Origin of the sequence: Pelagimonas sp. KU-00592-HH (assembly GCF_040369695.1) — a bacterium.
Lineage (GTDB): Bacteria > Pseudomonadota > Alphaproteobacteria > Rhodobacterales > Rhodobacteraceae > Shimia.
On sequence record NZ_BAABWM010000004.1, the window covers coordinates 175,500 to 199,661 of the forward strand.

Consider the following 24,162-nt stretch of genomic DNA (forward strand, 5'->3'; position numbering starts at 1 on the left):
GGGATTCCCCGGCGACCGCCGCGCTCCCGACCAGACGATTTGCAGGGAGAGGAACCGTGCCAGAGAACAACCCGATCTCACTTTGGGACATGTCGGCAACCGAACCGACCTATGATCAGGGGCTGGAAGGTGACGTCACCTGTGATGTGGCCATCGTTGGCGGTGGCTTTACCGGCCTGTCCACTGCCCTGCACGGCGCCGAGGCCGGGTTGAACTGCCGTGTATTGGAAGCACAGCACGTGGGCTACGGCGGCTCGGGCCGTAATGTCGGGCTGGTCAACGCCGGCCTTTGGCTGCCGCCGCAGGACGTACATGACAAACTGGGCAAGGCCAAAGGCGCCGAGCTGATCGACCGCCTGGGCAAGATGCCCGAGTACGTCTTTTCGCTGATCGAAAAACACCGAATCGAATGCGAGGTCACCCACACCGGTACGATCCACGCTGCCCATTCTCCCAAAGGGTTCGAGGACCTGGCCCGCCGGGCCGAAGAATGGCATCGGCTGGGTGCTCCGGTCGACCTGCTGGACGCCGAAACCACGGCGCAGAGAACCGGCACCTCACAGTTTCACGGCGGCCTGCTGGATCACCGTGCTGGCACCATCAACCCGATGGGATATGCCCGCGGCCTGGCTCGCGCCGCCTTGGCCGCTGGCGCCACGATTTCAACCGGGGTGACCGCGACCGAGCTAAAGCGCGACGGAGATCTGTGGAAGGTCCGCACCACCCGCGGCACTGTCACCGCCAAACATGTGGTTCTGGGCACCAACGCCTACACAGATACGCTTTGGCCGGGGCTAAAGCAGACCTATACCATGATCCATTTTTTCCAGCTTTCAACCGAACCGCTGGGCGAGCGCGCGGCCCATATCCTGCCGGAACGACAAGGGCTTTGGGACACCGCACCAGTCATGTTCTCGCTGCGTCGTGACGCTTTCGGGCGGCTGATCATCGGATCAATGGGCGCGGTACATGGCGGCATGAGCGGACTATCACGCCGCTGGGCGGAAAAGAACCTAGCCCGCCTGTTCCCCGAGCTCGGCAAGGTCGAATTCGACAACGCTTGGCACGGGCAGATCGCTATGACTCCCAACCACCTGTTCCGCATCCACAAACTGGCCGAGGGACTATATTCGCCCATCGGCTACAACGGGCGCGGGATTACCACCGGCACCATGTTCGGCAAAGCCTTGGCCGAACTGTTGACAGGAGCCAGCGAAGACACCCTGCCGGTGCCTTTCACCGCGCTTGATCCGGTGTCGAACCGGACGATGAAGACCGGGTTCTATCACACGGCATTTGCCGCCAACCAATGCATCAAAAGCTTCTGAAACGAGGGCCGGACATGTCCAATCCCAACATACGTGTCGGTGTCGACATCGGTGGAACCTTCACCGACGTCGCCCTGCAACATCCCGGCGGCCTGTCGACCGGCAAGGTGCTGACCAACTACAGCCAGCCCGAGCAGGCGATCCTGGATGGCATCCTCAAGGCCGCCGAAACCGCTGGCATCCCCCTGACAGACATTGGTCAGGTCATCCACGGCACCACGCTTGTCACCAACGCGCTGATCGAACGGCGCGGCGCGAAGCTGGCCTTCATCACCACCGAAGGCTTCCGCGACGTGGTCGAGATGCGCTCGGAAAACCGGTTCGAGCAATATGACCTGAACCTGACTCTGCCCACCCCGCTGGTCGCCCGCAAGGACCGCTTCACCATGAACGAGCGCGTCGCGGCGGACGGATCGGTGCTGCTGGCGCTGGACCCGACCGAGGTCGACGCGATGGTGCAAACCATTCTGGACGGTGGGTACGAGGCCGTAGCCGTCGGCTTCATGCATGCCTATGCCAACCCCGCGCACGAGCAGATGGTGGCCGAGGCGCTGCGCAAAGCCGCGCCCGATCTGTCGATCTCTATCTCCTCGGTGATCTCGCCGCAGATGCGTGAATTCGAACGCTTCAACACCGTGATCGCCAACGCCTATGTGCAGCCGCAGGTGGCTGATTATCTGGGCCGCCTGGTGGCCCGCTTGCGGGACGAAGGGATCAGCGCTCCGGTCTTCATGATGCATTCGGGCGGCGGCCTTATCTCGGTCGAAACCGCCAGCGCGGAACCGGTTCGTCTGCTGGAATCCGGCCCTGCAGGCGGGGCGATCTTCGCCGCTGATTTCGCCATGGCGCATGGGATCGACAAGGTGTTGTCCTTCGATATGGGCGGCACCACCGCTAAAATTTGTTTGATCGAGGATGGCACACCGAAAACCGCCAACACCTTCGAGGTCGCCCGCACCTATCGCTTCAAGAAAGGCTCGGGCATGCCCGTATCGACCCCGGTGGTCGAAATGGTCGAGATCGGCGCCGGCGGCGGCTCGATCGCTTCGATCGACGCGATGGGGCGCATTCAGGTGGGCCCCCGCTCGGCAGCCTCCGAACCCGGCCCGGCCTGCTATCAGCGCGGTGGGGAAGAGCCGACCGTCACCGACAGCAACCTGACCCTTGGCCGTCTGGACGCCGAAAACTTCGCCGGGGGGGCCATTCCGCTGTCCGTCGATCTGGCGCATGGGGCAATCTCGTCCCGCCTGGGGGAAAAGCTGGGCATGGACCCCTCACAGGCGGCCTTCGGCGTAACCGAAATGGTGGACGAAAACATGGCCAATGCGGCCCGCGTCCACACCGTCGAGAACGGTCGCGACATCGAACATTTCACCATGATCGCCTTCGGCGGTGGCGCGCCGCTGCATGCCTGCCGCCTGTGCGAAAAACTGGGGATCGAGGCGCTGATCATCCCGCCCGGCGCGGGCGTGGGCTCGGCCATCGGCTTTCTGAAGGCGCCGTTCAGCTATGAGGCCTCGCGCGGGTTGTTCCAGCGTCTGGACGCCTTTGACGCAGGCACGGTCAACGCCGCCCTGCAAGAGCTTGAGGCCGAGGCGCGCGCCTTTGTGTCCGAAGGCGCGGGGGATGCTGAAACCACGACCCGGCTGACCGCGCATATGCGCTATTCCGGTCAGGGTTGGGAGATCCCAGTGGTCCTGCCCTATCGCAGCTTCACCGACAGCGACCACACCGCCCTGCTGGCCGCTTTCGAAGAGGCGTATCGCACCCTTTTCGGCCGCGTCATCGACGATCTGGCGGTCGAGGTGACCAACTGGTCGCTGACCGTCGCCTCGGTCCTGCCCGAGGTGCCCAAGGCGGGTCGCCATCTGACCGGCCTGCCGCTGGGCGGCGGCAAGACCCGCGAGTTCTTTGATGCTGCCCAACGTCAAACCGTCACCGCGCGTGAGGTCGAACGCAGCACCATGACCCCCGGCGTCATCGTCGAAGGCCCCGCCGTGGTGGTGGAAAATGAAACCTCGACCATCGTGACCAGCGCCTATTCGGTGATCGGTCAGGGGGACGGCAGCCTGCTGTTGCTGCGGAAAGGAGCAGAGCAATGAGCGCATCCTCGATCGACTATCAGATCATGTGGAACCGCCTGATCGCGGTGGTGGAAGAACAGGCCACGACCCTGATCCGCACAGCGTTTTCAACGTCAGTCCGCGAGGCGGGCGACCTGTCCGCAGGCCTGTTTGACCGGCAGGGACGGATGATGGCGCAGGCCGTGACGGGCACCCCGGGCCACGTCAACGCCATGGCCGAAAGCGTCACCCATTTCGCCCGCGAGATCGGCGCGCAAAACACCTTTGACGGCGATGTCTTCATCACCAACGACCCCTGGATGGGCACCGGTCATCTGCACGACATCACCGTTGTCACCCCGGTGTTCCGCAAGGACACGCATATCGGATACTTCGCCTGCACGGCGCATGTTGTCGACATCGGCGGGCGTGGCTTCGGCCCCGACGCGGGCGAGGTGTTTGAAGAGGGTCTGCTGATCCCGATCACCAAATTCGCCGAACGCGGCGCGGTCAATCCGCTGCTGATCCAGCTGGTGCGCGCCAATGTGCGCACTCCGGACCAGACCGTGGGCGACATGTATTCGCTGGCCGCCTGTAACGAGGCCGGCAACCGCCGCCTGCAGGACATGATGGATGAATTCTCCATCGACGATCTGGACGGGCTGAGCGATTTCATCATGGAAGGCAGCCGCAAGGCGACGCTGGAAGCCATCGCCCAGGTCCCCTCGGGCACCTACAACGCGACCATGACCGTCGACGGGATGGAGGCACCGGTGCACATGCAGGTGGCGCTGACAGTCGAAGGCAGTACCCTGAAAGCCGATTTCGCGGGCACCTCCCCGATGTCGAAATTCGGCGTGAACTGCCCCGAGGTCTATACCCGCGCCTATGCCTGCTATGCCTTGAAATGTGCGATTGCGCCTCAGGTGCCCAACAACACCGGCTCGCTTCTGCCGTTCGAGATCACCGCGCCCGAAGGCTGCATCCTGGCCGCCAAGCGCCCTGCCCCGGTTTCAACCCGCCATGTGATGGGCCACCTGGTGCCCGATGTGGTGCTGGGCGCGCTGCATCAGGCGATGCCCGACACTGTCCCAGCTGAAGGGGCCAGTGCGCTTTGGAACATCCAGATCTCGGCCCGACCCAGCGACCCCGACAGCGATCTGCCCAACCGCGAGGTGCTGATGTTCAACTCGGGCGGCACCGGGGCACGACCTGCACTGGACGGCATGTCGGCCACAGCCTTCCCTTCGGGGGTATCAACCATGAGCGTCGAGGCTACCGAGCACGTCGGACCGATCACCGTCTGGCGCAAGGATTTGCGCGAAGGGTCCGGCGGGGCCGGTGCCTTCCGTGGCGGCCTGGGCCAAACCATCGAGATCGAGGCCCGCGAAGGCTATGACTTCTTCTTCAACGCCATGTTCGACCGGATCGAAAACCCCGCCCAAGGCCGGAACGGCGGTGGGCCGGGTGGCGCCGGGGCGGTTGAGCTGTCCGACGGCACCAAGTTGCGCGGCAAGGGGCGGCAGAAGGTCGAAAACGGCCAGCGCCTGATCCTCAGCCTGCCCGGTGGGGGCGGCTATGGCGATCCCAGAGCACGCGACCGCGATCAGGTCCGCGCCGATCTGGACGCCGGATACATCACTGAAACCCAAGCAAAAGCCGACTACGGCCTGGACGACTAAGGAAACGCGACAATGACTGACAAGATTGCTCTTGTAACCGGGGCCGCTCAGGGGATCGGCTATGCCTGTGCCGAAGTGCTAGCCGAAGACGGCTTCCGCGTAGTGCTGTCGGATATCAACGCTGAAGGCGTAAAGGCGGCGGCGGAAAAACTGGACGGCGATCACATTGCCATCCCCTGTGACATGGGCGACATGGACCAAATCAATGCCATGTTCGACAAGATCGAGGCAGAAGTCGGCCCGGTTCACGCCCTAGTCAACAACGCCGGCGTCGCCCTGCCCGGCAACTTCCTGGACTATTCTCTGGAGCATTTCCAGAAGGTTATGGACGTCAATGTGACCGGCGTCTTCGTCGCCTCGCAGCGGGCAGCTAAGACCATGCTCGTCAAGGGCATCGAAGGATCCATCGTCAACATGTCATCGATTAACGCTGTGGTCGCAATCCCGGCCATCCCGGCCTACTGCGCCTCGAAAGGTGGGGTCATGCAACTGACCAAAGCTATGTCGCTCGCGCTGGCTCCGCACAACATCCGCGTCAACGCGGTTGGCCCAGGCTCGATCGATACCGAGATGATGGCAGGTGTAAATGCCAACCCCGAGGCAATGAAAATGGCCATGTCTCGCACCCCCCTGCAACGCATGGGCAGCGCGCGGGAGATCGGCAACGCCGTGGCTTTCCTAGCCTCGGAGCGGGCCAGCTATATCACTGGCGAAACCATCTATGTCGATGGCGGCCGGTTGGGCCTGAACTATGTCTGCTGAGGGCGCGCTCATGTCCGGATACGATAAAACATATGCTGCGTGGCAGGCTGACCCCGTCACATTCTGGGCCGAGGCGGCCAAGGGCATCGACTGGATCACCCCAGCCGACAAGGTCTTTGACCCAGAGATGGACGCCATGGGCCGCTGGTTCGCAGGCGCCACCTGCAACACCTGCTGGAACGCCGTCGACCGCCATGTCGAAGCGGGGCGCGGGGATCAGACCGCGGTGATCTGGGACAGCCCGGTGACCGGCAATGTCCAACGCTTTACCTTCGCCGAGCTGCAAGACGAGGTTAGCGCGCTGGCGGCGGCGATGCAGGCCAATGGCGTTGCCAAAGGCGACCGGGTGATTATCTACATGCCGATGGTCCCCGAGGCGGTCTTCGCCATGCTCGCTTGCGCCCGACTGGGCGCCGTACATTCAGTCGTCTTCGGTGGCTTTGCCGCACATGAGCTGGCGGTGCGGATCGACGATGCCGCCCCCAAGATGATCATCTCGGCCTCTTGCGGGATCGAGACGGCGCGGATCGTCGAATACAAACCCCTGCTGGACGAGGCCATCGACACGGCGCATGAAACGCCCGAAGCCTGCCTGATCCTGCAACGCGATGCCCATCGTTGCGACATGATCGCAGGCCGCGACATCGACTATGCCGCCGCGGTGGCAGAGGCCAAGGCAGCCGGGCGCTATGCCAACTGCGTGCCGGTGGCGGCGACCGATCCGCTCTATATCCTCTATACCTCGGGAACGACGGGACAGCCCAAGGGCGTCGTGCGCGACAATGGCGGTCACATGGTCGCACTGCGCTGGACGATGGAACATCACTATGGGCTGCAGCCGGGCGACACCTTCTGGGCCGCCTCGGACGTGGGCTGGGTCGTGGGGCATTCCTATATCTGCTATGGCCCGCTGCTGAACGGCTGCGCCACCGTGATCTACGAGGGCAAGCCCGTGGGCACCCCGGATGCGGGCGCTTTCTGGCGGGTCATTCAGGACCACAAGGTCAACGCGCTTTTCACCGCACCGACCGCCTTCCGGGCCATCAAGAAAGAAGACCCCGAGGGCAAGCTGATTGCCGACTATAACCTGTCGGCCTTCCGCACCCTGTTCCTAGCCGGCGAACGCTCGGACCCTGACACCATCAAATGGGCGCAGGCGAAACTGGACCGCCCCGTCATCGACCACTGGTGGCAGACCGAAACCGGTTGGGCCATTTCGGGCAATCCGGTGGGTCTGGGCGCTTTTCCGATCAAGCTGGGCAGCCCCGGCAAGCCGATGCCCGGCTATGACGTGCAGGTTCTGGACGACGCCGGCCATCCTGTGCCCCCCGGCACCCTGGGCAATATCGTGGTGAAACTGCCGCTGCCACCCAGCTGTTTTCCGACACTGTGGAATGCGCCGGACCGCTATCACAGCGCCTATTTCGCCGAGTTTCCCGGTTACTACGCCACCTCGGATGCCGGGATCATCGACGAAGACGGCTATGTCTTCATCATGGCCCGCACCGACGATATCATCAACGTAGCCGGACACCGGCTGTCAACCGGCGCGATGGAAGAGGTCATCGCCGCCCACCCCGATATCGCCGAATGCGCCGTTGTGGGTGTGGCGGATGCATTGAAAGGGCAGATGCCGCTGGGCTTCTATGTCACCAACGCAGGCGTCGACACCGACCCCGCCACGCTCGAAAAGGAACTGGTCTCCTTGGTCCGCCACGAGATCGGCCCCGTGGCCGCCTTCAAGACCGCGATTGCGGTCGAGCGGCTGCCCAAGACCCGTTCGGGCAAGGTGTTGCGTGGTACAATGCAGAAAATCGCCGATAGCGCGGACTGGAAAATGCCCGCCGCCATCGACGACCCCGAGATCCTGACGGAAATCACCACCGCCCTGCGCGGGCGCGGCTACGCGATGGAGGACGCATGAGACACGAAGCAAACATCCCCGCCGTGCGCATGACGGCTGTAAACAAGTACTACGGCACCTATCACGCGCTGAAAGACATCAACCTGACCGTGGACCGCGGCGAAAAGATCGTGGTCTGCGGCCCCTCGGGCTCGGGCAAGTCGACCATGATCCGCTGCATCAACCAGCTGGAACAGCAACAGGCCGGCACGATCGAGATCATGGGCCACGAAATCGACGCCGACGCCCCCAACATCGACGAAATGCGTCGCGAAGTGGGCATGGTGTTCCAGCACTTCAACCTGTTCCCGCACATGACGATCCTCGAAAACTGCACCCTGGCGCCGATGCTGGCGCGCAAGACCCCTCAGGCCGAGGCGGAAAAGGACGCGATGAAATACCTGGAAAAGGTGCAGATCGCCAACCAGGCGCTGAAATATCCCGGCCAGCTGTCGGGCGGTCAGCAACAGCGTGTCGCCATCGCTCGCGCCCTTTGCATGAACCCCGAGATTTTATTGTTCGACGAGCCGACCTCGGCGCTTGATCCCGAAATGATCGGCGAGGTTCTGGACGTCATGGAAACCCTGGCCGCCGAAGGTATGACCATGATCTGTGTCACCCACGAAATGGGATTTGCTCGCAAGGTCGCCGACCGGGTGATTTTCATGGACGCGGGCGAAATCATCGAAGAAAATGATCCCGATAGTTTCTTCACCAACCCGGGCAGCGACCGCACCCGCATGTTCCTAGATCAGGTCCTCAGCCACTGACAGGCCCTCGATGATCGAGCGTTTTCAAACCGGCGCTCGGATGAGCAAGATCGTTCGCCGCAACGGCATCTTGAATCTGTGCGGCCAGATCCGTTCCGGCAACAGCATAGTCGGGCAGACCTAAGACTGCCCGACCCGCGTCGATGCCCGATATGGCCGACTTCACCGTAGTGAACGCGGTCTGGGATGCTGGGATGTCGGACAGGCACCTACGCGCCTGCGGCGAAGCGAAACAGCCCCGTGGTGTTCCAATGGTCGAGCTATTTGTCTCAGCCGCCATGTCTGAAAGTGACCGACTTCGCACAGGCTTCAGTAGGAGCTCCACGACTAAACCAATGAACCGCGGTTTGTGATTGATTCGGCGAGCGTCGTTCCCCTCCCCTCTTGTAAAAAAAGGATTGAACGGCCCACACCGGCCATTGGCCATTTATCCAAGTGCTGCATTGCAGCTTCCGCGAAGCAGCCGTTCAACACACTGTGCAGCATTTTTGTTGGCCAGAGGGCAGCTGTGCAGGACGGAGCTGCCCTTTACTGCAGGCGCAGCTTGGGTAACGTCGTGCGCCTGCTTTGCGCACCGTCCTAAGAACCTGATTTCCCTGCCTGGTCAGGCATGGTTTAAACGTGATAATTTTTGCACTAAACCATTCAAATCGCCCTTTTCAGCCCTTGTTTTCAGCTTAACTCATAACTCTCAAATTACACGGGAAACTATTCGTCATTCTATGGTAAGGAGATCCTTCGCCCAAGGGCGTAGGGATTTACAATGAGGTTTTGAATCATGAAAGGCAGATTCCAGAGATCGGATCTGTCTGCTGACAACCGGACTACCCTGATCACACACAGAACTGATAGCGTCTGAAAAAACCATGTACTTGGTGATTGGCATGAGAAAATTGGCACCTTGGCATTCGGTAGACGCGTAACCGAGATTGAACTCTAACACGTTAATGTAGTTCAGCTTACCTTGCCCGATAATGTAGCTGTCTCTGACGTAGTTTATCTTGTCAATTTGTGCCTGACGCTCTGTCTTGGCGCAGTCTGGACATTGCTTCCGATCCAGTTTCGAAGCTCGCACAAGAAGCCCCATACGATAGCATACATCCTTAGGCTTCCCCATCACCGAAACCACCAGGTCTTCGGAAGCGCGTGCACTACCAGTGTTTTCTGTGAGCAACTGACGAACATCAAAGTCCGCATGTTGGGTTCTTTGCGTTCGTGTTTCAGTCGAAGAATATTCTTGAGAAATCTCTGCAATTTGTTCCGACTGCCTGTCGCGCCCATTGCCAACCTCAATTTGATCCGTTGTTATAAGGTAGGCAGCCAGCATAGGCACCGTCACTGCGAGTATGGATGGAGGAGTAAATCCCCGAGGTAATGTAACATCTTCCCCCTGCCGAATTCGTTGGGCCACGGCAGTTCTGGTATCGGCTTCCATCTTGGCAGAGGTTGAGACGTGTTCGACCAGCTCGATCCCGGCACCTGCACCACATAGACCTGCAAGGAGCAGTCCTACAGATGCTATGGAAAACACCAAAACGGGTCCATCACCAAGGAATTCAAGAACCCAAGGGTTGGCGGCGATGATCACTAGTGCCATCAGAAACAGAGAGAGAAAGCCAAGCCAGGCTGCAACTCGTAAATACCAGGCTCCTTTAGCACTGACATAGTATCTCTTAGAAGCATCAAACTCCGTCTGAGCAGCAGCCGTTTCCTTTCGTTTTGATTTCCGGCGCAGGGAAGTGGCGGGAGCAGACTTGCTTTCCGTCTCCTGAGCTTGCACCCCTTCAGTAGTGTGAATCCAGGCTATTTTGGTCCGTTGGAAAAGCTGCTGCCCAAACTGGACATCCAATGCCGTTAAAGTGCCCTCGAAGGGAGACGCAACCGAGATCATTTTCCCGTTTCGGTCATGAAGTCGAACAACGACATCACCTTTCCCGATCCCTTCCCCTTCCTTTACGTTAATTTCGGCCACAATAATTGGGTATTGCAGGTGGTCGGGTGAGAAAATGGTTCTAAGCACTGAGAGCTATGTCCATAGTGTGGTAATTAGTTTCATTTTCAACGCTCGCTCGAAAACCATTTTTCGACAACTTCCTCCTTGCCCAACGGAATGGAGCTCACTTCCAGGGCTGCTTGCCCGCGATGAGCCGATATACCGCCTGAGCCGTTTGTTCGGGGGTATATTCCCACGAACGGTCTGGCGGCTCAAACAAGTCATGCCCGCACCCCCATTTCGGACCCTTTTCCATCCAGGGCAGCCCCAGAAGATCGACCGCCCTTCGCGTGAGGCACTCTTGTTCAAGGGGATCGTAAAACATATCTTTTCCAAGAGGATAGTCTGGCGCAAAGAGCTGCACAGCATAGCCGTCCAGCCCACAGGCGATATCCAGCGGGCCCAACCCCTTCGCCGCACATTGCTGCTCAATGGTGCCGACATCAAAAGGATCAGCGTCTGAGCCCAGAGCCTGCTCAACTGTCGTGCGCGGTGCCCCCAGACAGAAAGCAACCCCCGGAGCGCCAAGCTCAAGTTGAATAGCCAACTCTGTCAGGTTTTCATTGTTCATCCAACAGTTCTCTACGTCTCACACGTCGCCGACAACCGAAACCATCTCAGCTTTGCATCACCTCAAGGCCGCGCTGCACCCAAAGGAATAGACAACAATCACCTGAGAGGAGGCAAAACATCATTAAGATCGTCGGGAAGGTCTTTCGTCATGCCACCAAAAACACCTCTATGGCAATGGCCTTCGAGTTCCACATCACAACGGTGCAAGTAGACAGTATTTGGTTCAATCTTATGGCTAGGTTTCATGATGCAGTGCAGCCGAGAGTTAAGATTCCCCTCGGTACGATCACACGAAGCCCATCTGTACTGCTTCTTCTGTGTCGTATTGGAAGATGAACCATTTGCAACTGAAGATGTTGTCGACACAAATCCACTACGGATCACCGGTTGCAAGGTAGATGACGAGGACGGACGAACTCCGTAAATCAACTGAGACAACTGCTGATCCAACATGCGTTGATTTTGCGCAGTCAACCGGGCCAACGATCGGGCCAGATTTTCACGACGAAGCGCCTCTTTTTCAATTTCACGCGTATTGTATTTGGCGGTCTCAATATTTTCAGAATAAATTCTATTGTATTCGCTCAACGTTTCCCGAACCAGAGTGTCTTCAACGCGTTGCCGAACAAAATCGACCGATAGCTCTGAAACCAGGGCACGAGGCGGCATTGTACTGCCGGACATACTCCACCATCTTTGAGACGCCGCAGAATATTGCTTTGCAAAAAAGTTGTTTTCCTCCACAAAACTTGGTGCATTCTTGCGGGCATAGTTTCGCAAACAGGTCACATGCTCTTCAGCCCTCTCTTTGGTTCGTTCCATTAAACCTATCGTCCATTGCTCACGCGTAGGCCGATAAATCTCTTCAGTCTCGCTGCATGTGGACTTCAATTTACCGAAGAACTCACCCTGGTTATCCATGACAATTCGATGGATCTCGAACATTTGTCTTTCGATTAAAACAATCGCCTCCGCAGTTCTCTCTTTAATTCTTTCCTCACGCAAGACACGAAGATGTTCTTCTTCCTTTTTCGCCTCTTCAAATCGATCCCAAGGAGTGGAGAAGATTAATGGATCGAGTTCAAAGAAGGTCAAGAATACAGCAACAGGCGCGACGGCCACGAATATTGATTTTGGCAATCCAAATCGCAATATACTGATAAATACGATAACAGCTGCAAAAGCCAAAAGAAGCGGCGCAGCCATCACATTCGGCAAAACAATATTGCCAGACAACACGCTCTCAACCCACTCTGGATTCTTAATCGCACTCAGAATAGAAATACCGGCCAATAGGCTCGCTAGCAAGTTTTCCAGAAAAAGCTCTACCAAAGGCGTCTTTTCACCCTGCAATTGATAGACTATTCGTGACCGCTTCAAAGCATCCCCAGGGGCAACATTCAAGCTCTTGATGCGGCCTGATGTCTCTGCTCTCAGAACATATGCGGGCTTGAGGAGATCTTCGTTCTTCGATGAGGCAAATTTCGCAATTGGCATACCCTCTTGGACATCTTGCCCCAAAGAGACATTAACCTTTTTCACCGTCAAAGGGTACGCCACGCCCTCTGATGGCGACATATATCTTGTCACCGATTTGGCGGACCCAAAGACAAACCGAAGAACGCCAATTGCAGAAAAAAGCCCTCCAAAAATTAATAAGTAAAGACCTGCATTATTTGGAACGAAACCCGCAACCATGCCCAAATCAAATGCTTTTGCGTCCCCCTCTTGCACCAACAATACAGGTTGTGCAATCGGCCCGGAAAACCCCTTGCCAGACGAACAGAACGCGTCAGACGGAATCAAGCCACTAGCCTTCAAGCCTGAGAGAGAAAACCCGTTCACTGCAAAATTTTTTCGTTCCAAAGTAATCGCATAGTACCCGTTGGGTGCTTGGCGAACCTCCGGCTTTAACCTAGATGGAAGGTTAGAGGCGAACTCCTGAGCCTCGGCCAATGTTGCACGGGATGCTGTGACAGGAAGGCAGAGTTCATTTTGGGCAAACGCTGGAGTGTAGCCATGCCCCAGAAATAGTACCAGAGCTATGACAAGCCTGACCCTAACGGCTATGATCCTAAAAACTAAGCTTGCGATTCTAGAAAATTCAAATGACGTGAGCACTCGCCTAAACCTTTCTTACTTTCAATCAAAGGCTTAACTAGCACTTTGCTTTGTCCAACACCCATTCGGCAGAGTGATGAAAGGATTTGGTTTTCTCTAAACTTTGATAAACCTTACAGCGACCGCTCTTTCCGATTTCTTGGTAGCTACTATATAAGCCATTGACGTACTCGAAAGCCTTGCTCTCCGTTTCTTCCGCAAGCGAAAGACACTGGACAGGGCCGCATGCTTTCCATTTTCCCGATTTTGTTTTCCACACAGCAATTGTCGCACTGGATTGATCGAAAGAAAGTGCAAGAACAGATGTCGGCGCTGTTCCAATGATAGCTGAAAAAAGGAATAGCGTTGCCAAAAACTTATTCATATGAAAAATCCTTCTTTTTGCGCTATTTCAACATACGTTCCACCGTATGCGTCCGTAGAGTCGGCCCTGCTACGCACAATGAGTGTGTCGTTATACTGCTTGAGCAACATAACTGTAGTGGATGAATTCGTCGAGATATGTGGTCTTGTGGTCCGCTTAATTTTTGCATTCATGTACGGAGGCAGGCGGATCAAAAAGGATCGTCTTGACCCAAAACACATGACCTGAGCCCCAAGTTTCCTCCACCTTGCGGAGAGTCCTTGGCATTAGTTTGATGGCCTTACGCTGCCAGTTTGTCCATGTTCATTTTCTCTGCAAATTCCTTCGGCGTCAGGTTTCCAAGTGCCGAGTGTGGTCTATGGGTGTTGTAGTCCTCCTGCCAGATTTCCAGTGTTTCGCGTGCTTCGGCCAGTGAGCTGAATAGTGTCTCGTTCAGGCATTCGTCACGCAACTTGCCATTGAAGCTTTCAATGAAAGCGTTCTGCGTCGATTTCCCCGGTGCAATGTAATGCCAGTCGACGCCCGTTTCCTGCACCCATCTTAGCACGGCCATGCTGGTGAACTCGGTGCCATTGTCCGAAACGATGGTGTTTGGTGCGCCCCGCTCTGCAATCAGTCGATCCAATTCCCGCGTGACCCGTAAGCCCGATAGCGATGTGTCGGCGACCAATGCGAGGTTCTCTCGTGTGTGGTCGTCCACCAGAGTCAGGATGCGAAAGCGGCGACCATCCGTCAGTGCGTCAGATACGAAATCGAGGCTCCAACGCTGGTTCGCTCCATTCGGCACAACCATCGGTCTTCGCGTGCCCAGAGCCCGCTTTCTACCACTCCTGCGGCGCACCTGGAGCTTCTCTTCGCGATAGATCCGACGGAACTTCTTGTGGTTCACTTGCCAGCCCTGCCGTTCGACCATCACATGCAGCCGCCGATAGCCGAACCGGCGACGTTCCTTGGCGACCGCCTTTATGGTATCGCGCAGATCCGTGTCATTCGACCGGCGCGATTGATACCGCACGGTCGAACGATCCACGTCCAGAGCAGAGCACGCCCGACGCTGGCTCACCTGATGAAACTCCACCAGATGGGCCACCGCCTTCCGCTTGGCATCGGGCGTCACCACTTTTTTGAGTTCACGTCCCGCAGCATCGCATTGTCGAGCATCTGCTCGGCCAGCAGCTTCTTCAACTTCGCATTCTCGGCTTCAAGTGCCCGCAGCTTCTTTGCATCCGACGGCTCCATGCCGCCATACTTGGATTTGTATTTGTAGAAAGTGCCTTGGCTGATCCCATAGCGCCTGCACACATCAGCCGTCTTCTCGCCGGCTTCTTGCTCCTTGATCATCTGAATGATCTGCTCGTCAGTGAATCTCGTCTTCATTTGTCCGTCCTTAAGTTGGGCGGACTCTACACAAAACTGGAGGAGATTCAGGGGCTCAGGTCACACACCGTACATGACAAAGAACGCCAACGTTATCCGAGTGATTTTTTCCAACATAGTCATGACAATAGCTTAGCCGTGCGACCATCCATCTCCTGAGAGAAAACAGGGAAGCCCCGTGCCCTTCCTGTGGGTAAAAATTTTTGCCACCCTGCTTGAGGTTGGTTGCCATCGGCCTGCCTGTGAACATGGGAGGCTACGGTTACGCCCTGGGGTCTGTTCCGGCTGGGGGCGAAACAGCACGGTAATCCGCGCTTATCCGACCTTTGTGCGCAGTACAGCATGTGGGTTTTATTCTGCGAAGAATGAATGGCAGCTTTCACTTGGCTGCCCCGTGACCTTCGCAAGTGCAGCTAATGACAGCTCTCCGCCCTTTCTGTAGAAAGAATTCAACGGCCTAAACCTGCCATCCACCTCCAGACAGTTCGCGGTAGTGCGGCTTCTCCATAAGAACCGTTCTGCACATCGCCCAGCATTGCAGATGATAGCTGAATTGGATGAAAATCCGCCTGTGGAACTCACGTTTTTCATCCATAAGTTGGCTGAAACCCAACAGAACTGGGGGAAGGCCAGGGGACCAACTAAGGGGATTTGCTTCCCATATCTAATCGTTCTCGAAACGGTTTACCCTTGCTGCACGGGAATGCGTACAATCAAACCGTCAAGCACATCCGTAACCTCGATTTGACAGGTTAAACGCGACGTTTCTGGGTTCGGTTCGTGAGCGAAATCCAACAGGTCTGCCTCCATTTCCTCTTTTGGGGGCAACTTGCCAATCCAACTCGGATCAACATAGACATGGCAGGTCGAACATGCGCAGGCGCCGCCACAATCGGCGTCAATACCTGGGATGTTGTTGTCGCGCGCAACTTCCATCACTGTCAGCCCTGTTGGCGTTTTGACAACATGTTGTTCGCCGCTGTGCTGAATAAAGGTGAGTGTCACCATAGTGTACGTCCTTTCGGTATGATGTGCCGGGCGCAATCGTCACGCGCGTTTCACAAGCGTTTTTAGGTCGAAGTCGGGATCGGCGACCAAGCTAGATTGCACTGTGCCGCCTGCGTCGATCAGGCGTTTGGCCACCATGTATGCACGCGGGTCGTTTGCTGCATCGACCGCCAGCAGCTGTGCACCTGCGAAATACCAAAAGGATACGACCTTTTCCGAAAGCTGCCGTTTAACAACCTGATCATAGCCGGTCGACAGGCCGGCGATCTGTAGCTTTACGTCGAACTGATCCGACCAAAACCAAGGTTTGGCTTCGTAAGGCATCGAGCCCTCAACAATGACCCGTGCCGCTGCTTCCGCCTGCTCAATGGCGTTGCCGACGCTTTCCAATCTGATACGGTCTGCGCCATGGGGAAATGACGCACAATCGCCAACGGCGAAGATGTAGGGGTCTGAAGTCCGACAGTATTCATCAACGCGGATGCCATTTTCAATGTCCAGCCCTGCGTCAGTTGCCAAATCGATGTTCGGCCTCACGCCGATGCCAACCAGAACCAAATCCGTCGCGATCTGACTCCCATCGGACAATTCCGCCGTTGCCACCGCGCCATCTGCGCCGGACAGTTGATCAAGCTTGGCGCCCTCCCGAATTTCGATGCCATGAGCTCTGTGCAAATCGCGAAAATGCGAAGATGTCTCCTGGGCAGCGACACGTTGCAAAATCCGGTCGGCGGCCTCAATCAAAGTTACTTGCATGCCCGATTCGGAGGCGACTGCCGCTGCTTCAAGCCCGATGTATCCGCCACCAACTACAACGATGGACCGCCCTGACATCATCTGGTGCGCCAAGCGGTCAGCGTCAGCAATGTTGCGCATATAGTGGACACCCCGCAGCGCGCCTCCCATCTGCTCGTTCAGAGTGATCGGGCGGGCGCCAGTCGCAAGAACCAGAAGATCATAGTTCAGGATTTCTCCATCATTCAGTGTCACTTGTCTGGCAGCGCGATCTATCGCCTTGGCTCCAGTGTCCAAGCGTAACGTTATGTTCTCGTCATCGTAGAATTCTGGTTGCCGTAGGTACAGACGCTCCTTGGCGAGCTTGCCCAACATATAAGCCTTGGAAAGAGGTGGGCGCTGATAAGGCAGTTCTCCTTCATCGCCCACGAGGGTGATCGCGCCGACATGCCCCAAGCTGCGTAGCTTGGCGCAGCAGGAAAACCCCGCCTGCCCAGCGCCGATGACAACGATGGACCGTTCATTTTCATGCTGCATCTTTCAGCCCTCCTAGAGAATGTGCTGTGCGCATTGATAGCGCACCGATCAATCGGCGCCTGAGATCACCTTGATTTCAAGAAACTCTTCCAGCCCCCAGCGCGACCCTTCACGGCCGCTGCCGGATTGACGATAGCCGCCAAAAGGTGTGTCCAACCCCGCCGATGCACCGTTGATCCGCACCATGCCTGAACGCAATTTTGCCGCAACTCGACTGGCGCGCGCGGGATCGGCGGTTTGGACATAATTTGCAAGGCCGAAAGGGGTATCATTGGCGATCGCAATCGCCTCTTCTTCGCTGTCAAACGGCAGGATACACAGCACCGGACCAAAGATCTCCTCTTGGGCGATCGACATGTCGTTTGTCACGTCGGCAAAGATGGTCGGCCGCGCAAAATACCCTTCTTCCATGCCGCCCGGCAAGCCAGTGCCACCGGCGATAAGCCTTGCACCTTCCTTGACCCCACTTTGGATATGACCCTGTACTTTGGCCCAGTGTTCTTTGCTGACAAGGGGGCCAATATGATCGCCGGACTTGTGCGCCGAGTCCACCTTGATGCTCTGTGCGACCTCAGCGGCGCGCTTGACCGCCTGGTGGTAGATCGGGCGCTGAACCAGCATCCGTGTTGGCGCGTCGCAGGATTGGCCCGAATTTTCCATGCAATGTAACACTCCACGTTCAACGGCTTGGAGATCAGCATCCTCGAACAGAATGTTCGCGCCTTTGCCACCAAGCTCTAGTGAGACACGTTTCACGGTGTCGGCCGACGCCTTTGTCACCAAGGCACCGGCTCGGGTCGAACCGGTCAGACTTACCACATCGACGTCCACGTGCTCGGCCAGCCGAGCCCCCACGCCAGGGCCATCGCCGTTCACCAGATTGAAGACACCCGCCGGGAACCCGGCTTGCTCGATCAATTCGGCCAGAAGGATCGACGACAACGGCGCGATTTCCGAGGGTTTCAGGACAACCGTGCAGCCCGTCGCCAAGGCTGGAGCGACTTTTAGCATCACCTGGTTCATTGGCCAGTTCCAAGGCGTGATCAACGCCGCAACGCCAATCGGTTCGCGCAGGAGGATGTCCTGGTTTGCATGCTCTGCGAAAGGAAATGCACGCAAGGCACGGATCGTTTCAGCCAGGTGGTCCGCCCCTGATGCCCATTGTGCGCTTTCGCTCAAGGAAATCGGAGCGCCCATTTCCGTCACCATGGCGTACACCATGTCGACTTTGCGCTTCTCGTAAAGCTCCTGGAGGTTTTCTAGCAATACCGCACGGTGTTCGACCGAGGATTGCGACCAGCTAGGAAAAGCGGCTTTGGCCGCCGCCACGGCGCGATCGGCATCGGCCGGACCACCCAGAGAGATAACTGCAACGCTCTGCTCGTTCGAAGGGTCCAACACCGGGAAATCACGCGGTTCGACCGGAGGAACCCATTGACCGTCAATAAAGAAGTTACGCTTTGCCTTCATCAGACCCATCGTCCTGTTTCAAGATTTGAGGACGTGGTCGCACGACGGGTAACGCGCGCGACCACGGACGTATCAGCTTTCGCCACGCTCAATTGCGTCAAGCACTAGCGTATCGAAATGGTGGATAAACTGCTCTCCCCAGGCGGCCTTCTTGTCCGGGTCGACCATCAGGCGGCCGGGCACAAAACCCTTGGAACTGACACCGCGATGCACCGCCTCTACCAGTTCAATGTCTTCAGGATTGAGGTTGTCGCTGACATACTCCTCGGCCGTCTCGGTCGGGGGACTCATGCTACCGTCGAGCGTGAAGTAGATGATCTCTTCGGACGTATGGTCAGGCCCATTGGGACGCATGTTGAAGACAAACATCATGTTGGTGCCAGGAAAGACCGAAAACGACATGTGTGGGAAAAGGAACACCTGGTGGAAGGGCGCCCCCCGCGTATTGATGAAGTCGTCCTCTTTGTTCACCTGATAGGGTATGACCTCTTCCTTTCCACCGCCGGCGGTGTATTCAATGGTCCGCCCGCTAATGTTGAAGCGGTAGGTGTCGATGTCGATGATATTGCCCAAGGCGACATGCGCGTCGCCGGAAAACTCGACGTGATAGGCTTCGAGGAAATTTTCGGTGACGATCTTCCAGTTCGCGTTGATCTCAAAGGGCTTGATTTTGACGCATTGCAGCTTGTCGACCTCAGTCACCATCGAAGTGATGATCGGTTCGAACTCGGGTGCCATTTCCCGGAATGGTTTGGCGTCGGGGTCGAAGTTGATAAACACGAAACCACCGATGACCTCAGTGCGCACCTGAGTCAGCTTGACCTTCGAGCGATCGAAACCGTCGACTTCTTTCATCTTCGGCGCGCCACGCAGGTTACCCTCGTGGTCATAGCTCCAGGCATGATAGGGGCAGACAACGACCGACTTGATGTTGCCCGAAGGCTCTTTCAACAACTGGTGGCCGCGATGCTGGCACACGTTGTAAAAGGTACGGATTTCACCGTCCTTTCCCCGCAGCACGTAGATATGCTCATCGCTCACAACGCCGGTTAGAAAGTCGCCAGGGTTGGGGATCTGGCTTTGGTGGCAAAAGTAATTCCACTCGCGCGCAAACAGGCGGTCGAGTTCAAGTTGATGAAACTGGGGGTCCGTATAAAAGTTCCCGCCCGCCGCTTGGGAATGGGTGGCGTCTTTTGTGAACCCGGATCCGACAATATTGGTGGATTTCGATTGATCAAGCATCATGTGTCTCCCTGCAATTTGCATGAGGTGAGTGTTTAGTTGTGAAGAGCGATAAGGCGTCTACGTCAGCCATCGGGAACGTAGAGACGCCAGACGCACCAATCGGCGCATTGCTTGAACCAGCGCGTCACGAGCATTTCTTCTGTCCCTTCGCCAGGACCAGTTGCGCGATCTTGCGCAGGGCCGTTTCCGCCTGGGGCAACTCGTCGTAGAGTTCAAAGACATGCCAAAGCCAGTTTTCCGTCACGCAGTCGACCTTGGCGCCCGCCGACTGCAGCTTAACCTGTAAGGCCCGCACCATCGGATACAGGATGTCACCGGTAGTAGTAGTCAGGATGGTGTCTGGCCAATGTCGCCCAAACTGACCGGCCAAGGGCGACAATTGGTTGCACGCCCTGTCGTGTTCAGCCGCATAGATGTTGGCGCAGACACGCAGTTGTTGGCCCGTCAACGTCGGGTCTTTTGTTTGGTCCGCCATTCGCAATGCGCCATCGCGGAGATCACACCAAGGCGACATCAGCAGCACTTGAGAAATTGCCGGCCGCTGTCGCTCTGGCAATGCCTGCACTAGCGCCGTGGCCAGCCCAGCCCCGGCTGACTCTCCGCTGACGGACAAAGGCGTTTTGCCCCTCGCCTCTATCAACGCTCTCAGCAGTTGGTCACCCTGTTGAAACGCCGACGGAAAAGCTTGCTCCGGGGCCAGTGCATAGCGGGGCGCGATAAACTGCGCGGCGCACAGACAAGACAACGGCGCGAGGATTGGCAGATCGTACTCGGGACATCCAGAGACATACCCACCGCCAAAGAAATGCAGAAACCTTCGTTGAGGGCGCGCATTTTTGGGCTCGACGACCAAGCAGGGTAAGCCGGCGAACTCCTTTTCTGACAGGCGCACTGGCCAGTTGCGCAACGAGCGTGCCGCCCGGGGTTCGAATTCGTCCGCCAGATCCTCGCGAATTTGCGCAATCTGGCTGAAGGCATACGGCCCCGCACTTTTGGAAAAATTGGGTTTGATCCAGCCCATCGCTTGCTCTCCTCAGTTCGACGGAGCCTTCAGGCCCAGCTTTTCCTGCCAGCTGTGGCTGATGGATTGTGTGATGCGATCTGCGATGATGGCGATAACTGCCATGCCGATGCCGGCAGTCATGCCAACCCCGAAATCACCATTGCCCAAACCTATATAGATGTGTTGCCCCAGCCCATTTGTGCCTACAAGCGCCGCGATCACCAGCATTCCAATGCCATAGATAATGGTCTGGTTTAGCCCCAGCATGATCGCTGGTAGGGCCATCGGCAGTTTGACTCGAGTTAGCAGTTGCAGCCGCGTGCAGCCAACCGTTTGCGCCGCATCGATCACGTCGCTTGGCAAGTTGCGTAGCCCATGCTCGGTGTATCGGATGGATGGCACGATAGCATAGGCGATCACCGCCAGCAGCGCCGTGAACTCACCAATCTTGAACACCATGACAAAGGGGATGAGGATCACGAACAACGGCATGGTTTGAAGCGTATCCATCAGCGGGCGCAGGATTTTGGAGGCCAGATCGCTTTCTGAAGCCAAGATGCCCAGCGAGGTACCCAACACAAAGCAATACAGCACAGCGACGCCACAAAGATAAAGCGACAGCACCGATTGCGGCCAGATACCCGAGATCAGCAAAAACGCCAGCCCGACCGCTGTCCCAACCGCCACATTACGTCCCGCCGCTTGATAGGCACCACAGATGATGATCGCGGCCAAAGCCAGCCACGGCATATTGGTCAAGCCGATATACAATAGCGTCGCAACCAGCAGGATAACCGACGCCAGCATTGCGCGCCGCCGGAACATGGCCCAGGCCGCCAACGCCAAGGCAGCGGCGAAATAGGCGCCTGTCAGCACCGGCGTCAACGTGAACCCCCAAGTGAAAGGGCTGACCGCTTTGGCCAGGCCGATCTTGATCGGCAGCATGACAAAGAAGAAGGACAGGTTCTTGAAGCCTTCGATCCAATCGCGACCATTGACCACCAAGGCGCTCAGAGCGTCGTTCATCGGCCCTGCGGGATGGACCACCCAGGCCTCAGGCCAGGCGCGCAACGCGGGCATGAATGTCGAAGCGACAAACAGTGCGATGATCACTAGGACTCCGAACGTCCTCACTTTGTTGCGCGCTGCGCCGGCAGCGAATTTGTCGCGCGTCGCAAACCCATAAGTGATCCGGTCCAATGCCATCGCCATCAGGGCGATCACAAACCCCGCCAAAAGGCTTTCGCCAAACAGCGCCTTGCGCATGGTCGACAACACTTCCCAGCCGATGTCGCTGGTGCCGCCGATGATTGACGCGATGATCACCATCGATAGCGACGCCATCGTGGTCTGATTTACACCAAGCAACATCTGGTTTTGCGCCGCCGGTAGCCGCACCTTCCAGAACAGCTGTGACGGGGTTGCACCGGACATCTGGCCCGCCTCGATTACCGCAGGCGACACGCCGCGCAGGCCCAAAATGGTATTGCGCACCATCGGTGGAAAGGCATAGAGCACCGAGGCGACAAGCCCGACCGTAGTGCCAAAGCCGAACAGGATCAGGATGGGCAAGAGATAGGCGAAGGCGGGGATCGTCTGAAGCAGGTCTAGCATCGGCATGATCACCTTGCGCATGCGCTCGGAATAAAACCCAAGCACACCGAAGCCAAAGCCAACCGCAGTCGCCATCGGCACTGAGATCAGCACGATGGCCAACGAATTCATGCTTTCCATCCAATAGCCGATTCCGGCCATGTAGAGCAGCGCCAACCCGACAAACATCGCCAGCCTTAGCCCCGAGGCAAGGAACCCCAGCAACACGAAAACCGCTGTTGTTACGCTCCAGGGTAACATCAACAAAACCGCCTGTGCCCCTCGAATGGGCCATTCAAGCAACCATCCGACTACTTTGAACGCACTTCCGAATATCGCAACAAAAGCGTTCATGAGAGTGTTCAGCAAACCAGCGGGCGTCCAGACCAACGACTCCGGAAACTTCACCAAGGCCGACAGATCATCCCCAGCCCAAAACAGAGCAAGCGACAGTGCAGACAGAACAATCCAAACAAGAGGTTGGCGCATCTCCATGGTTCAGTCCTCTACTTCAGCAGGATTGAACACACCGCTGGCCAAGGCCTTAACCACGGCGCGCGCATTGACTGCACCGATATCCTGACCGCTGTCGTCGCGCACCATGACACCTGCTTCGTGGTCCGCGAGATAGGGCAGCAACGTGCCCAGGTTCGTCTTCGCCGAGATATGCCCCATACCCGGTGCAAAAGCGCGGTCCGGGTCTGCGATGTCGCCGGCAGTCAGCACCATTTCCCAGGGCACGTCGTTGGTGAACTCGCGCACGTAATCATCCGCTGGATTCAGGATCAGGTCCACCGGGCGGCCGATTTGCACAACCTCTCCGTCGCGCATGATCGCCATTCGGTCGGCGATGCGCAGCGCTTCGAGAAAGTCATGGGTGATGAAGACAATGGATTTATGTAGTTCGCGCTGCAATCGCAGGAATTCATCCTGCATCTGGCGTCGGATCAAGGGGTCAAGCGCGCTGAACGGTTCATCAAGAAACCAAAGCTGCGGCTCGACCGCCAGAGACCGAGCGATACCGACGCGTTGCTGCTGTCCACCAGACAGTTGGCGCGGAAAGCTTGCCTCGCGGCCATTGAGTTCCACGAGATCGATCATTTCCTGCGCCCGTTTGCGGCGTTGCTTCAGCGGCATGCCTTGTAACTCAAGGGGAAAGGCCACGTTATCGATCACGTTCAGATGCGGCATCAGGCCAAAATTTTGGAACACCATGCCCATCTTGTGGCGTCGAAAATCGATCAGTTCCTTATTGTTGGCGGACAACAGATCTTCACCGTCCAGCAGAATTTCACCGGCAGTTGGCTCAACCAGCCGCGACAGACAGCGCACCATTGTCGATTTACCTGACCCCGACAGACCCATGATCACAAAGATTTCGCCCACATGAACATCAAAGCTGACGTTGGCCGAGGCGACTATATGTTTGGCGGCACGAATGTTTTCGGCGTGCTGGTGCGAGGTGAGGCCACCAAAGTCAGCTCCATCCCGGTTGTTGAAGAACTTGTCCGGCTGCGCGCCGTAGACCTTCCAGATATTTCGACACGACAGTTTGACGTCGCCCAGCTGAGGATTGCCATTCGTCACGATCGGACTCCCAATACACTTGTTTGGCCACGTCAGCTGATTGCTGCG

The 24,162-nt window shown here is 57.3% G+C and carries 18 protein-coding genes; 6 read left to right on the plus strand and 12 right to left on the minus strand.

Features of this window, described 5'->3' with window-relative positions:
- Positions 1-56 precede the first annotated feature (56 nt).
- The 6 genes from ABWV42_RS16145 to ABWV42_RS16170 are packed head-to-tail and all read left to right on the plus strand — an operon-like array spanning position 57 to position 8,508.
- The gene (locus ABWV42_RS16145) at positions 57-1,328 is read left to right on the plus strand and encodes an NAD(P)/FAD-dependent oxidoreductase (RefSeq protein WP_353341087.1); all 1,272 of its coding nucleotides are present in this window, start codon (positions 57-59) and stop codon (positions 1,326-1,328) included.
- 14 nt (positions 1,329-1,342) lie between these two features.
- The gene (locus tag ABWV42_RS16150; protein ID WP_353341088.1) at positions 1,343-3,430 is read left to right on the plus strand and encodes a hydantoinase/oxoprolinase family protein; all 2,088 of its coding nucleotides are present in this window, start codon (positions 1,343-1,345) and stop codon (positions 3,428-3,430) included.
- Positions 3,427-5,073: a hydantoinase B/oxoprolinase family protein gene (locus ABWV42_RS16155; RefSeq protein WP_353341089.1), complete on the plus strand. Its 1,647-nt coding sequence runs from the start codon at positions 3,427-3,429 to the stop codon at positions 5,071-5,073. The genes ABWV42_RS16150 and ABWV42_RS16155 overlap by 4 nt, the downstream gene beginning before the upstream one ends.
- A 12-nt stretch (positions 5,074-5,085) precedes the next feature.
- Positions 5,086-5,835 carry an SDR family NAD(P)-dependent oxidoreductase gene (locus ABWV42_RS16160; protein ID WP_353341090.1) on the plus strand — a complete coding sequence of 250 codons (750 nt, stop codon included), beginning with the start codon at positions 5,086-5,088 and terminating at the stop codon, positions 5,833-5,835.
- 10 nt (positions 5,836-5,845) lie between these two features.
- Positions 5,846-7,759, plus strand: a complete 1,914-nt coding sequence (locus ABWV42_RS16165; RefSeq protein WP_353341091.1) for a propionyl-CoA synthetase — start codon at positions 5,846-5,848, stop codon at positions 7,757-7,759.
- Positions 7,756-8,508 (plus strand): amino acid ABC transporter ATP-binding protein, encoded by a 753-nt coding sequence (locus ABWV42_RS16170; RefSeq protein ID WP_353341092.1) that lies wholly within the window; start codon positions 7,756-7,758, stop codon positions 8,506-8,508. Before ABWV42_RS16165 ends, ABWV42_RS16170 begins: the two co-directional genes overlap by 4 nt.
- A gap of 715 nt (positions 8,509-9,223) precedes the next feature.
- Here ABWV42_RS16170 and ABWV42_RS16180 read toward each other — a convergent pair.
- The 12 genes from ABWV42_RS16180 to ABWV42_RS16235 all read right to left on the minus strand — a co-directional run bounded on the left by ABWV42_RS16180 (position 9,224) and on the right by ABWV42_RS16235 (position 24,114).
- A complete protein-coding gene (locus ABWV42_RS16180; RefSeq protein ID WP_353341093.1) occupies positions 9,224-10,528 on the minus strand; it encodes a hypothetical protein in 1,305 nt (434 codons plus the stop codon).
- Positions 10,529-10,625: 97 nt separating this feature from the next.
- Positions 10,626-11,072: a hypothetical protein gene (locus ABWV42_RS16185; protein ID WP_353341094.1), complete on the minus strand. Its 447-nt coding sequence runs from the start codon at positions 11,070-11,072 to the stop codon at positions 10,626-10,628.
- A 98-nt stretch (positions 11,073-11,170) separates the two neighbouring features.
- Positions 11,171-13,030, minus strand: coding sequence for a biotin/lipoyl attachment domain-containing protein (locus tag ABWV42_RS16190; protein WP_353341095.1), 1,860 nt, complete (start codon positions 13,028-13,030; stop codon positions 11,171-11,173).
- 202 nt (positions 13,031-13,232) lie between these two features.
- Complete coding sequence (locus tag ABWV42_RS16195; RefSeq protein WP_353341096.1) at positions 13,233-13,559, minus strand: hypothetical protein; 327 nt, start codon at positions 13,557-13,559, stop codon at positions 13,233-13,235.
- Between the two features lie 280 nt (positions 13,560-13,839).
- A protein-coding gene (locus ABWV42_RS16200; protein ID WP_353341097.1) for an IS3 family transposase occupies positions 13,840-14,936 on the minus strand; the annotation gives its coding sequence in 2 pieces (ribosomal slippage) (positions 13,840-14,687 and positions 14,687-14,936; 1,098 coding nt in all).
- A 684-nt stretch (positions 14,937-15,620) separates the two neighbouring features.
- Positions 15,621-15,944: a 2Fe-2S iron-sulfur cluster-binding protein gene (locus ABWV42_RS16205; protein WP_353341098.1), complete on the minus strand. Its 324-nt coding sequence runs from the start codon at positions 15,942-15,944 to the stop codon at positions 15,621-15,623.
- A gap of 39 nt (positions 15,945-15,983) precedes the next feature.
- Entirely contained in the window at positions 15,984-17,216 is a 1,233-nt protein-coding gene (locus ABWV42_RS16210; protein WP_353341099.1) for an NAD(P)/FAD-dependent oxidoreductase, read from the minus strand.
- A 48-nt stretch (positions 17,217-17,264) separates the two neighbouring features.
- On the minus strand, positions 17,265-18,686 hold the full coding sequence (locus tag ABWV42_RS16215) for an aldehyde dehydrogenase family protein (protein WP_353341403.1): 1,422 nt from the start codon (positions 18,684-18,686) through the stop codon (positions 17,265-17,267).
- 72 nt (positions 18,687-18,758) lie between these two features.
- Positions 18,759-19,928 carry an aromatic ring-hydroxylating oxygenase subunit alpha gene (locus ABWV42_RS16220; protein ID WP_353341100.1) on the minus strand — a complete coding sequence of 390 codons (1,170 nt, stop codon included), beginning with the start codon at positions 19,926-19,928 and terminating at the stop codon, positions 18,759-18,761.
- 127 nt (positions 19,929-20,055) lie between these two features.
- The gene (locus ABWV42_RS16225) at positions 20,056-20,952 is read right to left on the minus strand and encodes an alpha/beta hydrolase (RefSeq protein WP_353341101.1); all 897 of its coding nucleotides are present in this window, start codon (positions 20,950-20,952) and stop codon (positions 20,056-20,058) included.
- 12 nt (positions 20,953-20,964) lie between these two features.
- Complete coding sequence (locus ABWV42_RS16230) at positions 20,965-23,022, minus strand: ABC transporter permease (RefSeq protein ID WP_353341102.1); 2,058 nt, start codon at positions 23,020-23,022, stop codon at positions 20,965-20,967.
- A gap of 3 nt (positions 23,023-23,025) precedes the next feature.
- Positions 23,026-24,114 carry a quaternary amine ABC transporter ATP-binding protein gene (locus ABWV42_RS16235; RefSeq protein WP_353341103.1) on the minus strand — a complete coding sequence of 363 codons (1,089 nt, stop codon included), beginning with the start codon at positions 24,112-24,114 and terminating at the stop codon, positions 23,026-23,028.
- Positions 24,115-24,162 lie beyond the last annotated feature (48 nt).

Excerpts from the sequence above, each read along its gene's own strand:
- ABWV42_RS16150 (WP_353341088.1), top strand. The coding sequence starts at position 1,343 with ATGTCCAATCCCAACATACGTGTCGGTGTCGACATCGGTGGAACCTTC.
- ABWV42_RS16155 (WP_353341089.1), top strand. The coding sequence starts at position 3,427 with ATGAGCGCATCCTCGATCGACTATCAGATCATGTGGAACCGCCTGATC.
- ABWV42_RS16160 (WP_353341090.1), top strand. The coding sequence starts at position 5,086 with ATGACTGACAAGATTGCTCTTGTAACCGGGGCCGCTCAGGGGATCGGC.
- ABWV42_RS16165 (WP_353341091.1), top strand. The coding sequence starts at position 5,846 with ATGTCCGGATACGATAAAACATATGCTGCGTGGCAGGCTGACCCCGTC.
- ABWV42_RS16170 (WP_353341092.1), top strand. The coding sequence starts at position 7,756 with ATGAGACACGAAGCAAACATCCCCGCCGTGCGCATGACGGCTGTAAAC.
- ABWV42_RS16185 (WP_353341094.1), bottom strand. The coding sequence starts at position 11,072 with ATGAACAATGAAAACCTGACAGAGTTGGCTATTCAACTTGAGCTTGGC.
- ABWV42_RS16195 (WP_353341096.1), bottom strand. The coding sequence starts at position 13,559 with ATGAATAAGTTTTTGGCAACGCTATTCCTTTTTTCAGCTATCATTGGA.
- ABWV42_RS16205 (WP_353341098.1), bottom strand. The coding sequence starts at position 15,944 with ATGGTGACACTCACCTTTATTCAGCACAGCGGCGAACAACATGTTGTC.
- ABWV42_RS16210 (WP_353341099.1), bottom strand. The coding sequence starts at position 17,216 with ATGCAGCATGAAAATGAACGGTCCATCGTTGTCATCGGCGCTGGGCAG.
- ABWV42_RS16215 (WP_353341403.1), bottom strand. The coding sequence starts at position 18,686 with ATGAAGGCAAAGCGTAACTTCTTTATTGACGGTCAATGGGTTCCTCCG.
- ABWV42_RS16220 (WP_353341100.1), bottom strand. The coding sequence starts at position 19,928 with ATGCTTGATCAATCGAAATCCACCAATATTGTCGGATCCGGGTTCACA.
- ABWV42_RS16225 (WP_353341101.1), bottom strand. The coding sequence starts at position 20,952 with ATGGGCTGGATCAAACCCAATTTTTCCAAAAGTGCGGGGCCGTATGCC.
- ABWV42_RS16230 (WP_353341102.1), bottom strand. The coding sequence starts at position 23,022 with ATGGAGATGCGCCAACCTCTTGTTTGGATTGTTCTGTCTGCACTGTCG.